Source organism: Citrobacter sp. Cpo071 (assembly GCF_030332765.1).
Taxonomy (GTDB): domain Bacteria; phylum Pseudomonadota; class Gammaproteobacteria; order Enterobacterales; family Enterobacteriaceae; genus Citrobacter; species Citrobacter portucalensis.
Genome location: NZ_JAOWHE010000080.1, coordinates 244868 through 259681 on the forward strand (window position 1 = coordinate 244868; position 14814 = coordinate 259681).

Here is a 14814-nt window from a genome sequence, read left to right on the forward strand (position 1 = left end):
ACCTGTAATCCGTAGGCCTGATAAGCGCAGTGCCATCAGGCATTTTTGCGGGGACCCTTGCCGGATGTCGGCGTTGCCTTATCCGGCCTACAGGTCATATTTATCGTGCAACCCAACCCAGGGTCCGCTCCGCCAGCGCATCGCGCGCAGGGGTGAATAATTCCATCGCCATCAACCCGACATTGCGCCCAACAACCAGCGGGGCCCAGTGATTGGCAAACAAATACACTAAATTGTTGGTCACACCAATCGTCGTCTCGCGATCGCGCTCGCGGCGCTGCTGATAGCGTGCCAGCACCGCATAATCACCCACATCTTCCGCGCCGTTCTGCGCCTGCGTCAACGTCTCAGCAAGGCTCATTACATCGCGCAGGCCAAGGTTGAAACCTTGCCCGGCAATGGGATGCAGCGTCTGGGCGGCGTTCCCTACCAGCACGGTACGATGGGTAATCGCTTTCAGCGCCGTAGTTAACGAAAGCGGATAAGCGCTGCGTTTACCAGCCTGGGTAATACGTCCCAGTCGCCAGCCAAAAGCGGTTTGCAGTTCACGGCAAAACTGTTCGTCGGACCAGGCCATGATCTCATCACGCTGCTCCAGCGGATGGCACCACACCAGCGAGCAGCGACCGTCAGACATTGGCAGCATTGCCAGCGGACCATATTGCGTGAAGCGTTCAAACGCTCGCCCGTCGTGCGGTACAGAGGTCGTGACGTTGGCAATCACCGCCAGTTGCTCATAAGGCTGTTGCAGCCAGTCAACACCGCAGGCAGTCGCCAGTGCGGAACGCGTGCCGTCAGCAGCCACCAGCAGGCGACCGGTAATCATCTCGCCATTCTCCAGCGTCACTTCAACGCGCTCCTGCGTGCGCGACACGCTGGCTACGCGGTCGGGGCAGTGCAATGTGACGCCAGGTGCTTTGCGCAGCAGCGCAAACAGACGCAGCCCGACGTCGTGCAGTTCTACCACCTGACCCAGAGCCGGAATACGGTATTCCTGCGCATCCAGCGTCACAAATCCAGCATGGCCGCGATCGCTGACGTGAACCGTTTTAATGGCCGTTGCGCAATCGGCAATCGCCTGCCATACGCCAATTCGCGCCAGCTGTTGGCAGGTACCTGCCGCCAGCGCGATCGCCCGGGCGTCAAACCCAGGATGACGGTCAGTTTCAGGTTCGCTCGCTTCTATCAGATGAACTGGCAGCGTCCCATGACTGAGCTGGGAAATGGCCAGCGCCAGCGTCGCACCGACCATACCACCACCAACGATAATCACGCTCATTGCAGTCGCGCCGCAGCCATTAAAGCTTCAATGTCATCGGCTTTCTTCACTACGCTGACGGTCAGGTTTTCATTGCCGTCCTCGGTGATGAGGATGTCATCCTCAATACGAATACCGATACCACGATAGGCTGGTGGTACATCGGCATCCGGCGCGATATACAGTCCCGGTTCGACGGTGAGTACCATTCCCGGCTCAAGAATACGTGAGCGGTCCTGACCATAAACGCCGACGTCGTGCACATCCAGACCCAGCCAGTGACTTAGACCATGCATAAAGAATGGGCGGTGCGCATTTTCGGTAATCAACTGATCGACATCACCGTGCAGAATGCCAAGCTTCACCAGGCCCGTAATCATGATGCGCACCACTTCGCCAGTGACTTCCTGAATGGACGTTCCGGGACGATACAGACGCAGGCTGGTCTCTAAGGATTCCAGTACGATATCGTAGATTTCACGCTGTGCTGGGGTAAATTTACCGTTTACCGGGAAGGTCCGCGTAATGTCGCCCGCATAGCCTTTGTATTCACAGCCAGCGTCAATCAGCACCAGATCGCCATCGCGCATTTCACTTTCATTTTCGGTGTAATGCAGAATACAGCCGTTTTCACCGCTGCCGACAATCGTGTTATAGGACGGATAACGCGCGCCATGACGGGTAAATTCATGGTGAATCTCCCCTTCTAACTGGTATTCAAACATTCCCGGACGGCATTTTTCCATCGCGCGGGTATGCGCCAGTGCGGTGATTTCTCCGGCACGACGCATGACCGCAATTTCTTCCGGTGATTTGAACAGGCGCATTTCATGCACCATCGGACGCCAGTCGATAATCGCGGCAGGCGCGTGCAGATTTTGTCTGGAGCCTTTGCGCAGTTTATCCAGCGCCGTGCACACAATCTCGTCGGCCCAGGCATACTCGCCCTGAGCGTGGTATACCGCGTCCAGACCATTGAGCAGCAAATACAGCTGTTGATTGATTTCACTGAAGGCCAGCGCCCGGTCAACGCCAAGTTTTGCCGGGGCAGCATCCTGGCCCAGACGGCGGCCAAACCAGATCTCCGCCGTCAGATCGCGAACCCGATTGAACAAAACGCTGTGGTTATGAGTGTCATCACTTTTAATCAGCACCAGCACGGCTTCAGGTTCGTTAAAACCGGTGAAGTACCAGAAATCACTGCTTTGGCGGTAAGGGTATTCACTGTCCGCACTACGCGTCGCTTCCGGTGCGGCAAAAATCAGCGCGGCGCTGCCGGGCTGCATTTGTGCCAGTAAAGCCTGGCGACGACGCTGGAATTCTTGCTGAGATATCTCGCTCATCACACTCTCCTTTGCGTTTCGTTCTTAGTGCAGAGTCGGTTTACGGACTTCCGGCGCGGTCGGCTGCTGACGCGTAAACGTGTCATGGCACAGCAAGGCGGCTACGCGCACGTATTCGATGATCTCTTCGAGCGACATTTCCAGCTCTTCCTGATCTTCGTCTTCGTCATATCCCAACTGAGCGATATTGCGCAGGTCGTCAATCGCTTCCCCGGTTTCGCCGGTCACTTTGTCGAGCTTCGGCTGCGTGACGCCAAGGCCCAGTAAAAAGTGGTTTACCCATCCCGCCAGCGCATCGGCGCGATCGAACACGCTGACGTCATCCCCTTCAGGCAGATAAAGCTGAAAAAGGAAGCCGTCGTCTTCGAGGGCATCACTGGTGGCAGAGTGCATTTTCAGCAGCGCCTGAGCCAGCTCGTGACCAAAGGCCAGACCTTCGTTCGTCAGGTCGTGCAGCAGCGGCTGCCATGAGCTGTCGTTGTTTCCGCCGCAAATCATTCCGCTTATCAAGCCGTGCATTTCGGCCGGGGTTAATCCAGCCCCTTGTTGGTTCAAAAACTGGCTAACTTCGTTGTAACCAGGCATTTCGTTCTGTATAGACATAAGCATTCGTCATCAAAGGGAGGAATATTCATGGTATGCTACCACTTTGGACCCTGGTGGACCAGAAAAGGGCTTGTATCTTGATACCAGGGTAGCTATAGTGTCGCCCCTTCGCGGACCCACGGTCTGGAGACGAAGGCAGCGCAGTCAATCAGCAGGAAGGTGGCATGTCTGCACAACCCGTCGATATCCAAATATTTGGCCGTTCACTGCGAGTGAATTGCCCGCCTGAACAAAGGGATGCGTTGAATCAGGCTGCGGACGATCTCAATCAGCGATTGCAAGATCTGAAAGTTCGCACTAGAGTCACAAATACTGAGCAGTTGGTTTTCATCGCCGCGTTGAACATCAGCTATGAATTAACTCAGGAAAAAGCGAAGACGCGTGAGTACGCGGCGAGCATGGAACAACGTATTCGGATGCTACAACAGACCATCGAACAGGCGTTGCTTGATCAGGGTCGCATAACCGAAAAAACGGGCCAAAACTTTGAATAACACTTTTCGGTTTACTGTGGTAGAGTGACCGTGAAGACAAAATTTCTCTGAGATGTTTGCAAGCGGGCCAGTCCCCTGAGCCGATATTTCATACCACAAGAATGTGGCGCTCCACGGTTGGTGAGCATGCTCGGCCCGTCCGAGAAGCCTTAAAACTGTGACGACGCATTCACCTTGAACCAAGGGTTCAAGGGTTACAGCCTGCGGCGGCATCTCGGAGATTCCCTTCTACCTGGCAACAGCCATGACATTACTTTCTGAACTCCCTTTATCTCGGCAAGAAATCCGTCAACTGATTCGGCAGCGTCGTCGCGCGCTTACTTCCGAACAGCAACGACAATACGGTCAGCAAGCCGCGACCCGAATGCTCAGTTATCCCCCTGTTGTACTCGCTCATACCGTGGCGGTATTCCTCTCGTTCGATGGCGAACTCGATACCCAGCCGCTAATAGATCAGCTGTGGCGAGCAGGCAAGCGCGTCTATCTTCCAGTTCTTCACCCCTTCAGCCCTGGCAACCTGCTGTTCCTGCACTATCATCCGCACAGCGACCTGGTAACCAATCGCTTAAAGATCCAGGAACCACGACTTGATGTACGTGACGTATTGCCGCTCTCACAGCTGGATGTACTGATTACGCCGTTAGTGGCGTTTGATGAGGTCGGGCAACGCCTGGGTATGGGCGGCGGATTTTACGATCGGACGCTTCAAAACTGGCAGCAGCATAAGATCCAGCCCGTAGGCTACGCGCACGATTGTCAGCGAGTGGAAAAGCTGCCTGTCGAAGAATGGGATATCCCGCTGCCTGCGGTGGTGACGCCGTCCAAAATCTGGGAGTGGTAGCCGTTTTTTGCCGATTGCGGCAAGGCTCGAAAACAGAATGTATGCGTGACAGGAAGAGATTTTGAGGCCGGGAAATCAGAGGAAAGATGGGCAGGTCAACCGCCTGCCCATGTAGAGGAAATCAGTACAGCAGACGAGCGCGAATGGTTCCCGGAAGGGCTTTCATCGCCAGCAGCGCTTTCTCTGCCACATCTTCATCCGCTTCAATATCAATAACCACGTAACCTACCTGTGCGGAAGTCTGCAGATACTGCGCGGCAATGTTGACGCCCTGCTCGGCAAAAATCTGGTTCAGCGCTGTCAGTACGCCCGGACGGTTTTCGTGAATGTGCATCAGACGACGACCGCCGTGCAGCGGCAGCGAAACTTCCGGGAAGTTAACTGCAGACAGCGTAGAGCCGTTGTCGGAATACTTGGTCAGTTTCCCAGCCACTTCCAGACCGATGTTTTCCTGTGCTTCCAGCGTTGAACCACCAATGTGCGGCGTCAGGATCACGTTGTCGAAATCACACAGCGGCGAAGTGAAAGGATCGCTGTTGGTTGCCGGCTCGGTTGGGAATACGTCGATTGCTGCCCCTGCCAGGTGCTTGGTCGCTAACGCGTCGCACAGCGCAGGAATATCAACAACTGTACCGCGTGCGGCGTTAATCAGCAGCGCGCCTGGTTTCATCAACGCAATCTCACGCGCGCCCATCAGATTTTTGGTGGAGGCATTTTCCGGTACGTGCAAACTGACCACGTCGCTCATATTGAGCAGGTCGGAAAGATGCTGCACCTGCGTGGCGTTGCCGAGCGGGAGTTTATTTTCAATATCATAGAAATAGACGTGCATCCCCAGCGATTCCGCCAGAATGCCCAGCTGAGTACCAATGTGGCCGTAGCCGATGATCCCCAGTTTTTTGCCACGTGCTTCAAACGAGCCGGTAGCCAGTTTATTCCACACGCCGCGGTGTGCTTTGGCGTTTGCTTCGGGTACGCCGCGTAGCAGCAGCAGCAGTTCGCCAATCACCAGTTCCGCAACGGAACGTGTGTTAGAGAATGGTGCGTTAAACACGGGGATACCGCGCTTTGCCGCAGCGCTGAGATCAACCTGGTTGGTGCCGATACAGAAGCAGCCAATCGCGACCAGTTTCTCTGCGGCGTCAATCACATCTTCAGTCAGATGGGTACGGGATCGCAGGCCAATGAAGTGGGCATCACGGATGGACTCTTTCAGTTGTTCAGTGTCCAGAGCGCCTTTATGAAACTCGATGTTGGTATAACCTGCTGCACGAAGGCTTTCGAGCGCTTTTTGATGCACGCCTTCAACCAGCAGAAATTTAATCTTATCTTTCTCCAGTGATACCTTTGCCATTTCCCCGACCCTGTCTTTTTTTGTTCAAACTGATGTGTTGTGTGTGGGATTTTCATCCGTCTCTTCAACATATCAAAAAATAATATTGCGGCAATATGAACGTTTGCGTCGCCGTGCTGAAGAAATGTCATTCAGAGAGAAATGTCAGAGGAAAATACTGGCGATAACTTTTTCTTTGGAGAGATCGGCAGGACAATATTATAAACGTGACACAAGTCACCAAATTTGCCCTGCCAAAATTTTTTTAACGGGAGAAGACACTCCCGTCAGATCATTTTACGATAGTTTTCACGCCGTCTGGCGTACCGATCAGCGCGACATCCGCACCACGGTTGGCAAACAGACCGACGGTTACCACGCCCGGAATCGCATTGATGGCGTTTTCCATCGCGATGGCATCGAGGATTTCCAGACCGTGTACATCAAGGATCACGTTACCATTGTCCGTCACTACGCCCTGACGGTATTCAGGACGACCGCCCAGCTTCACCAACTGGCGAGCCACAGCGCTGCGCGCCATTGGGATCACTTCAACCGGCAGCGGGAAGTTACCGAGAATATCGACTTCTTTGGACGCGTCGGCAATGCAGATAAATTTCTTCGCCACGGAAGCAATAATTTTTTCACGGGTCAACGCAGCGCCGCCGCCCTTGATCATCTGCATGTGGCCGTTGATTTCATCCGCGCCGTCAACGTATACGCCGAGGCTGTCCACTTCGTTAAGATCGAACACGTGGATACCGAGGCTTTTGAGTTTTTCGGTTGAAGCGTCCGAACTGGACACCGCACCTTCAATCTGACCTTTCATTGTGCCCAGCGCATCAATAAAGTGTGCGGCTGTTGAACCTGTACCTACGCCCACAATGGTACCGGGCTGTACATACTGAAGTGCCGCCCATCCTACTGCTTTTTTCAGTTCATCCTGCGTCATGATCGTTTCGCCTGTGGTGTGAATATGGTGGGAAAATTCACGCGCATTATAGAACATTGTGCAGAAAAATGTCCCCACACCCGCTCGCAAGCGGCGGATTTCGTCTTTACCCAACCTAAATTTGTGTCATAGTGCAGAACAAGCAAAATTTTCAGGAGTGCGTCAAAGCAATGAAACGTCCGGACTACAGAACACTACAAGCACTGGATGCGGTTATTCGTGAACGAGGATTTGAGCGCGCGGCGCAAAAGCTGTGCATCACGCAATCCGCGGTTTCACAGCGCATAAAACAGCTTGAGAATATGTTCGGACAACCGCTGCTGGTGCGTACCGTACCACCACGCCCAACCGAACAGGGGCAGAAACTACTGGCGCTTTTGCGTCAGGTTGAACTGCTGGAAGACGAGTGGCTGGGTGATGAACAAACCGGCTCGACGCCACTGCTGCTCTCACTGGCGGTGAACGCCGACAGTCTGGCGACCTGGTTGCTTCCGGCGCTGGCTCCGGTACTGGCAAATTCGCCGATTCGGCTGAACCTGCAGGTTGAGGATGAAACCCGAACTCAGGAACGTCTGCGTCGTGGTGAAGTGGTCGGTGCGGTGAGTATTCAACATCAGGCGCTGCCAAGCTGTCTGGTGGATAAACTCGGCGCGCTGGACTACCTGTTTGTCGGTTCTAAACCTTTCGCCGAGCGCTATTTCCCTAACGGCGTCACCCGCTCTGCCCTGCTGAAAGCCCCAGCGGTAGCGTTTGACCATCTTGATGATATGCACCAGGCGTTCCTGCAACAAAACTTCGACCTGCCACCGGGCAGCGTGCCGTGCCATATCGTTAACTCGTCTGAAGCCTTTGTTCAATTGGCGCGTCAGGGAACGACCTGCTGCATGATCCCCCACTTGCAGATTGAGAAAGAACTGGAAAGCGGCGAACTTATCGACTTAACACCGGGCCTGTTCCAGCGCCGGATGCTGTACTGGCACCGTTTTGCACCGGAAAGCCGCATGATGCGCAACGTCACCGATGCGCTGCTGGCCTATGGTCACAACGTACTGCGTCAGGATTAAACCGCTCATAACCTCTGAGTGCCGGATGGTGGCGTAACGCCCTATCCGGCCGACAAGCCTTTTACCCTCTTTTCATGCTATTCCCGCCACGTCTTTGAAATAAATCACAAAATCAAACACACCATGCGGCAAAAAACGACGCCCTGTTGGCTATTTTTTGCTGGCGACAAGCCAAATGAAAAAGCTCACCGTATTCGCAAAGATTCAACTTATTGCGTAATACGGAGCAAAAAATGGCAAACGTGCAGGAGTGGCAAACACTCGCCAATAAAGAACTCAGTCGACGGGAAAAAACCGTCGAGTCGCTGGAAAGACAGACGGCGGAAGGGATTGCCATCAAGCCGCTGTACACCGAAGAAGACCTCGATAATCTGGAAGTCACGGGCACCCTTCCCGGCCTGCCGCCTTACGTGCGTGGCCCGCGCGCCACCATGTATACCGCGCAGCCGTGGACCATTCGTCAATACGCTGGTTTCTCTACCGCCAAAAAGTCCAACGCCTTTTACCGCCGCAACCTCGCCGCCGGGCAAAAAGGGCTTTCCGTCGCCTTTGACCTTGCCACCCATCGTGGCTACGACTCTGACAACCCGCGCGTAGCGGGTGACGTCGGCAAAGCGGGCGTGGCGATCGATACCGTCGAAGATATGAAGATACTGTTCGACCAGATCCCGCTGGATAAGATGTCGGTATCGATGACCATGAACGGCGCGGTTCTGCCGGTGCTGGCGTTTTATATCGTCGCTGCAGAAGAACAAGGTGTAGCGCCGGAACAACTCACCGGGACCATTCAGAACGATATTCTGAAAGAGTACCTGTGCCGCAATACCTACATTTATCCCCCAAAACCGTCCATGCGCATTATCGCCGACATCATCGCCTGGTGCTCCGGCAACATGCCGCGCTTTAACACCATCAGCATCAGCGGCTATCACATGGGTGAAGCCGGAGCGAACTGCGTGCAGCAGGTAGCGTTTACGCTGGCAGACGGTATTGAATACATCAAAGCTGCACTCTCCGCCGGACTGAAAATTGATGACTTCGCCCCACGCCTGTCGTTCTTCTTCGGCATCGGCATGGATCTGTTTATGAACGTCGCCATGCTGCGCGCGGCGCGCTATTTGTGGAGTGAAGCGGTCAGCAGCTTTGGCGCGACCAACCCGAAATCTCTCGCTCTGCGTACCCACTGCCAGACGTCTGGCTGGAGCCTGACCGAGCAGGATCCATATAACAACGTGGTACGAACCACTATTGAAGCACTCGGCGCTACGCTTGGCGGCACCCAGTCGCTGCATACCAACGCCTTTGATGAAGCGCTCGGTCTGCCCACCGATTTCTCCGCCCGTATTGCGCGTAATACGCAAATCATCATTCAGGAAGAATCAGAGATCTGCCGCACCGTTGATCCGCTGGCCGGATCGTATTACGTCGAGTCACTCACCGATCAAATTGTGAAGCAGGCACGCACGATCATCAAACAGATTGACGAGGCAGGCGGCATGGCGAAAGCGATCGAAGCCGGGCTCCCTAAACGGATGATCGAAGAAGCTTCCGCGCGTGAACAGTCGCTGATCGACCAGGGTAAGCGCGTTATCGTCGGCGTCAATAAGTACAAGCTGGATAAAGAAGACGAGACGTCGGTACTGGAGATCGACAACGTGAAGGTGCGCAACGAGCAGATTGCTTCGCTGCAGCATATCCGCGCAACTCGCGACAATGATGCCGTCAAAGCCGCGCTCACGGCGCTGACCCACGCCGCGCAGCATAATGAAAACCTGCTGGCTGCCGCCGTCAACGCCGCCCGCGTTCGCGCCACACTCGGTGAAATCTCCGACGCGCTGGAAGTCGCTTTTGATCGGTATCTGGTTCCCAGCCACTGCGTCACCGGCGTGATTGCGCAAAGCTATCACCAGTCTGATAAATCCGCCGATGAGTTCGATACCATCGTTGCGCAAACCGAACAGTTCCTCGCGGAAAATGGCCGCCGCCCGCGTATTCTGATCGCCAAGATGGGTCAGGACGGCCACGATCGCGGCGCGAAGGTAATCGCCAGCGCCTATTCCGATCTCGGTTTCGATGTCGATCTCAGCCCGATGTTCTCCACTCCGGAAGAGATCGCCCGTCTGGCGGTAGAAAACGATGTGCATGTAATAGGCGCATCGTCACTGGCGGCGGGCCATAAAACGCTGATTCCTGAGTTGGTTACCGCACTCAAAAAATGGGGGCGTGAAGATATCTGCGTGGTAGCAGGAGGCGTTATTCCGCCACAGGATTACGCCTTTCTGCACGAGCATGGCGTGGCAGCCATTTATGGCCCCGGTACGCCAATGCTCGACAGCGTCCGCGATGTGTTAACCCGTATCAGTCAGCATCATGATTAACGCTGCCACGCTTGAAGATACCGTCCGCCGTTTGCGACTCGGCGAACGGGCTACGCTCGCCCAGGCGATGACGCTGGTCGAAAGCAACCACCCGCGCCACCAGCCGCTGAGTACGCAATTGCTGGACGCGATTATGCCGTTCACCGGTAACGCCCTGCGCTTGGGGATCACCGGTACGCCGGGCGCGGGCAAAAGCACTTTCCTGGAAGCATTCGGCATGCTGCTTATCCACCACGGATTACGGGTAGCGGTGATCGCCGTCGATCCCAGCAGCCCGGTCAGCGGCGGCAGCATTCTTGGCGATAAAACCCGCATGACGGAGCTGGCCCGCGCCGAATCTGCGTTTATTCGCCCGGTCCCTTCCAGCGGTCATTTAGGCGGTGCCAGCCAGCGCGCCCGCGAATTAATGCTGCTGTGCGAAGCGGCTGGCTTTGACGTGGTGATTGTGGAAACCGTCGGCGTAGGACAGTCAGAAACCGAAGTCGCAGGCATGGTGGATTGCTTTATCTCACTGCAAATCGCTGGCGGTGGCGACGATTTACAGGGCATCAAAAAAGGACTGATGGAAATGGCGGATCTGGTCGTCATCAATAAGGACGACGGTGATAACCATACCAGCGTTGCCATTGCCCGCCATATGTACGAGTCCGCCCTGCATATTCTGCGCCGCAAATATGACGAGTGGCAGCCGCGGGTTCTGACCTGTAGCGCCCTGGAAAAACGCGGTATCGAGGAGGTTTGGCAGGCGATTAGCGACTTTAAAACGTGCCTGACCGCCAGCGGTCGACTGGAAAAAGTTCGCCAGCAGCAGGCGGTGGACTGGTTACACCAGCAGGCTGAAGAAGAAGCCCTGCATCTGCTGTTTGCCCGCACTGATTTCGACCGCTATTTCCAGCAGACGCTACAGGCCGTCAAAAACAATGATCTTTCGCCGCGCACCGGTCTGCGGCACATCAGCGAATTTATTCAGCATCATTACTTTCAATAAAGAGAACATTATGTCTTATCAATACGTCAACGTGGTCATCATCCAGAAAGTCGCGGTTATTGAGTTCAATTACGCCCGCAAGCTCAATGCCCTGAGTAAAGTGTTTATTGACGATCTGATGCAGGCGCTGAGCGATCTTAATCGTGCAGACATTCGCTGCATCATTCTGCGCGCTCCAAGCGGGGCCAAAGTGTTTTCTGCCGGGCATGATATTCATGAACTCCCTACCGGACGTCGCGATCCGCTCTCTTATGACGATCCGCTGCGTCAGATAACCCGTATGATCCAAAAATACCCGAAGCCGGTGATCTCCATGGTCGAAGGCAGCGTCTGGGGCGGCGCGTTTGAGATGATCATGAGTTCCGATCTGATCATTGCAGCCAGTACCTCCACTTTCTCGATGACCCCGGTCAACCTCGGTGTGCCGTATAACCTGGTGGGCATCCACAACCTGACCCGCGACGCTGGTTTTCACATCGTGAAAGAGCTGATTTTTACCGCTTCGCCCATCACCGCTCAACGCGCCATGGCGGTCGGGATCCTTAACCATGTCGTGCCCGTCGAGGAACTGGAAGATTTCACTCTGCAAATGGCGCACCACATCTCGGAAAAAGCGCCGCTGGCCATCGCCGTCATCAAAGAAGAACTGCGCGTGCTGGGTGAAGCGCACACCATGAATTCCGATGAGTTCGAGCGTATTCAGGGCATGCGCCGCGCGGTGTACGACAGCGAGGATTATCAGGAAGGGATGAACGCGTTTATGGAAAAACGTAAACCAAATTTTGTTGGCCATTAATCACGTCCGAGGAAGGAGACGGCCATGAAACGGATGAGCGCCGAACAGGCGGCAGAAATTATCCAGCACGATGATATGGTGGCGTTTAGCGGCTTTACCCCTGCGGGTTCACCCAAAGCGTTACCCAGCGCAATTGCCCAACGCGCCTGCGAACGGCATCAGAACGGGCAGCCTTTTCAGATCCGCCTGCTGACCGGAGCATCAATTGGCGCCGCCGCTGATGATGTTCTATCCGCGGCGGATGCCGTTTCCTGGCGGGCGCCTTATCAAACGTCATCGGGCCTGCGCGAGAAAATTAATCAGGGCCAGGTGAGGTTTGTCGATCTCCATTTGAGTGAAGTGGCGCAAATGGTTAATTACGGCTTTTTTGGCGAGATCGATGTTGCCGTCATTGAAGCCTCCGCCATTGCGCCAGATGGCCGGATTTGGCTTTCCAGCGGTATTGGTAATGCGCCGACCTGGCTGCTGCGGGCGAAAAAAGTGATCATTGAATTGAATCATTACCATAATCCGCGCGTGGCGGAGTTTGCCGACATCGTGATACCCGGTGCGCCGCCGCGGCGTAACAGCGTACCCATTTTTCATACCATGGATCGCGTAGGCAGTCAGTGCGTACAGATAAACCCCAAAAAGGTGGTTGCGGTGGTGGATACCGAGCTGCCCGATGCCGGAAATGCGGCGGATAAAACCAATCCGGTCAGCCAGCAAATTGCCGATAACGTCGTCACTTTCCTGCTGGCAGAAATGGCTCACAAACGTATTCCAGCTGAGTTTCTACCCTTACAAAGCGGCGTGGGCAATATCAACAACGCGGTAATGGCGCGACTGGGCGAGAACCCAGATATCCCGCCCTTTATGATGTATTCGGAGGTGTTGCAGGAGTCGGTGGTGCATCTGCTGGAAACGGGCAAGATAACAGGTGCCAGCGCCTCCAGCCTGACCATTTCAGCCCCGTCGCTACAGAAGATTTACGACAACATGGACTTCTTCGCCAGCCGGATTGTGCTGCGCCCGCAGGAGATCTCCAATAACCCGGAGATCATCCGTCGGCTGGGGGTTATTGCGCTCAACGTCGGTCTGGAGTTTGATATCTACGGCCATGCCAATTCCACGCACGTTGCGGGGGTGAACCTGATGAATGGCATCGGCGGCAGCGGGGATTTCGAGCGCAATGCCTACCTGTCTATCTTTATGGCGCCGTCGATTGCCAAAGGCGGGAAAATCTCCACCATCGTACCGATGTGCAGCCATGTCGACCACAGCGAACATAGCGTTAAAGTGATCGTGACCGAACAAGGGATTGCCGATCTGCGTGGGCTATCTCCGATGCAGCGGGCGCACACGATTATCGATAACTGTGCGCACCCTCTTTACCGGGATTATCTGCACCGCTATCTGGAGAAAGCACCCGGCGGACATATCCATCACGATCTCAGCCATGCGTTCGATCTGCATCGTAATCTTCTCGAAACAGGATCGATGCTCGGTTAACTTGCGCTACCGTCACGATCTTCAGCAATATGCTGAAGCATCGTGGCGGTATAACGATGGTTTTTCAGCGAATAGAGAAACTCCTGCATATACATGGGGCTGCCGGGCGCATCGAAATACTTTAGCGTCGACGGGTTCACCAGCCGCCAGGCGAAATGAGGGATCACCGTCAAAAACTGTCCGCGCTCTACCGCGCTGATCTTGGCCATAAAGCTGTACGGACGGTAGATAATCGTCGGGTTGATCCCACAGGGCCGCATGTATGCATCCAGCATCGCCTCAAAGTTGGCGCGATTCTGGAAGCGCATTTGCAGCCAGGGCAGCTCGCGCAGCAGATCCTGCGGCTGTTTTTCTTCGTAGCGCCGGGAAACGAGAAACCCCAGACGCAGCGGAGGCAGCTCGCTAATCGCCAGATTCTCCAGTTCCTGGACGCGGGGGGAAACGTGCTGCGGCGAGATAATAAAATCCAGTTTGCGATCGAACAAGTTATCAATCACCCCATTCTCGCTGAATTCAACAGCCTGAGCCGTCACGCCGTCATACTTGTCACCAAGGCTAATCAACTGGTCAAAAATAATCGTTGGGTAGGTATTGTCGATCCCGATGACGATTTCCCGCGAGCGGCGAGAGGCGTTATGGATTTCGTTATCAATGGCAGAAAGGCGCTGATAAACGGGAAACAGCTTCTGATACAGTTCCTGTCCGGCTTTATTCAGACTGATGTTGTTATCTTTGCGGGTAAACAGCGTATAGCCGATTTGATCCTCCAGTGCGGCAATGCTTTTACCGAAAGGCGATGCGGTCATATGTATTTTTTCTGCCGCTCTGGCGATGTTATTGGTTTGCGCCAGCAAAATGAAATTACGCATCTTTTTCGAGATAAAAATATCCATAGCGTCCCCTTAAAAATCGCTATGGCCTATCCTCATTACGGCGAAAAAAAAGACTGGATGTGGGGTCTCATTTTTACAGTTGCTCACAGAAAAAGAAGGAGCGAGCATTAATTATTTGTATAGATTTCTTTAATTTATTCATCTTATTCTAAACGTTTTCCGAATCTACACTCTACTATTCCCCCTTTACTTTCCCCTCTAGCCTTGCTGGCGTAACCTGCAAATTCTGATGTTTTACAAAAGGATTTGGCAATGAGCGGTGGCAAACCGGCGGCCCGGACGGGCGACCTGACGAAGTTCGGCGGCCCGATTGTCCAGGGCTCCATGGGCGTGATGATTGGTGCCCCTACCGGCATCGCCTGCTCGGTCTGTCCCGG

The 14814-nt window shown here is 54.5% G+C and carries 14 protein-coding genes and 1 other RNA gene; 9 read left to right on the plus strand and 6 right to left on the minus strand.

The genetic code is table 11. The annotated features are described in order from the left end of the window. Positions 1 to 100: 100 nt before the first annotated feature. The 3 genes from ubiH to OGY09_RS13145 are packed head-to-tail and all read right to left on the minus strand — an operon-like array spanning position 101 to position 3204. On the minus strand, positions 101 to 1279 hold the full coding sequence (ubiH, locus tag OGY09_RS13135; protein WP_032944902.1) for a 2-octaprenyl-6-methoxyphenyl hydroxylase: 1179 nt from the start codon (positions 1277 to 1279) through the stop codon (positions 101 to 103). Next, positions 1276 to 2601 carry a Xaa-Pro aminopeptidase gene (gene pepP / locus OGY09_RS13140; protein ID WP_032944905.1) on the minus strand — a complete coding sequence of 442 codons (1326 nt, stop codon included), beginning with the start codon at positions 2599 to 2601 and terminating at the stop codon, positions 1276 to 1278. Before pepP ends, ubiH begins: the two co-directional genes overlap by 4 nt. A gap of 24 nt (positions 2602 to 2625) precedes the next feature. Continuing rightward, positions 2626 to 3204 (minus strand): YecA/YgfB family protein, encoded by a 579-nt coding sequence (locus OGY09_RS13145; protein ID WP_003026978.1) that lies wholly within the window; start codon positions 3202 to 3204, stop codon positions 2626 to 2628. Positions 3205 to 3371: 167 nt separating this feature from the next. On the opposite strand from OGY09_RS13145, the gene zapA reads away from it, so the two are divergent. From zapA to OGY09_RS13160, 3 genes are all read left to right on the plus strand, one after another. Continuing rightward, a complete protein-coding gene (zapA, locus tag OGY09_RS13150; protein WP_003026980.1) occupies positions 3372 to 3701 on the plus strand; it encodes a cell division protein ZapA in 330 nt (109 codons plus the stop codon). Positions 3702 to 3742: 41 nt separating this feature from the next. Beyond that, positions 3743 to 3926, plus strand: a non-coding RNA gene (ssrS, locus tag OGY09_RS13155) — 6S RNA. 19 nt (positions 3927 to 3945) lie between these two features. Beyond that, positions 3946 to 4542: a 5-formyltetrahydrofolate cyclo-ligase gene (locus OGY09_RS13160; RefSeq protein WP_003825482.1), complete on the plus strand. Its 597-nt coding sequence runs from the start codon at positions 3946 to 3948 to the stop codon at positions 4540 to 4542. Between the two features lie 121 nt (positions 4543 to 4663). Here OGY09_RS13160 and serA read toward each other — a convergent pair whose 3' ends face one another. Together serA and rpiA are read right to left on the minus strand one after the other, a co-directional pair. Next, positions 4664 to 5896: a phosphoglycerate dehydrogenase gene (serA, locus tag OGY09_RS13165; RefSeq protein ID WP_003825480.1), complete on the minus strand. Its 1233-nt coding sequence runs from the start codon at positions 5894 to 5896 to the stop codon at positions 4664 to 4666. A 271-nt stretch (positions 5897 to 6167) separates the two neighbouring features. Next, complete coding sequence (gene rpiA / locus OGY09_RS13170; RefSeq protein ID WP_003825479.1) at positions 6168 to 6827, minus strand: ribose-5-phosphate isomerase RpiA; 660 nt, start codon at positions 6825 to 6827, stop codon at positions 6168 to 6170. Between the two features lie 170 nt (positions 6828 to 6997). On the opposite strand from rpiA, the gene argP reads away from it, so the two are divergent. The 5 genes from argP (at position 6998) to scpC (ending at position 13544) form a co-directional block, all read left to right on the plus strand. Beyond that, positions 6998 to 7891 (plus strand): DNA-binding transcriptional regulator ArgP, encoded by an 894-nt coding sequence (gene argP / locus OGY09_RS13175; RefSeq protein WP_003825477.1) that lies wholly within the window; start codon positions 6998 to 7000, stop codon positions 7889 to 7891. Between the two features lie 233 nt (positions 7892 to 8124). Beyond that, the gene (scpA, locus tag OGY09_RS13180) at positions 8125 to 10269 is read left to right on the plus strand and encodes a methylmalonyl-CoA mutase (RefSeq protein ID WP_032944908.1); all 2145 of its coding nucleotides are present in this window, start codon (positions 8125 to 8127) and stop codon (positions 10267 to 10269) included. Further along, positions 10262 to 11257, plus strand: coding sequence for a methylmalonyl Co-A mutase-associated GTPase MeaB (gene meaB / locus OGY09_RS13185; RefSeq protein WP_032944909.1), 996 nt, complete (start codon positions 10262 to 10264; stop codon positions 11255 to 11257). Before scpA ends, meaB begins: the two co-directional genes overlap by 8 nt. Before the next feature lie 10 nt (positions 11258 to 11267). Further along, a complete protein-coding gene (gene scpB, locus OGY09_RS13190) occupies positions 11268 to 12053 on the plus strand; it encodes a methylmalonyl-CoA decarboxylase (protein WP_008785757.1) in 786 nt (261 codons plus the stop codon). 24 nt (positions 12054 to 12077) lie between these two features. Beyond that, positions 12078 to 13544, plus strand: coding sequence for a succinyl-CoA:acetate CoA-transferase ScpC (gene scpC, locus OGY09_RS13195; protein ID WP_032944911.1), 1467 nt, complete (start codon positions 12078 to 12080; stop codon positions 13542 to 13544). Here the strand turns inward: scpC and srsR are convergent. Beyond that, complete coding sequence (srsR, locus tag OGY09_RS13200) at positions 13541 to 14437, minus strand: LysR family transcriptional regulator SrsR (protein WP_003026999.1); 897 nt, start codon at positions 14435 to 14437, stop codon at positions 13541 to 13543. The two genes, scpC and srsR, sit on opposite strands and share 4 nt — an antisense overlap. A 252-nt stretch (positions 14438 to 14689) precedes the next feature. Here srsR and OGY09_RS25440 point away from each other — a divergent pair. Next, the coding region (locus OGY09_RS25440; protein WP_502873208.1) for a hypothetical protein at positions 14690 to 14814 on the plus strand (125 nt) is incomplete at its 3' end.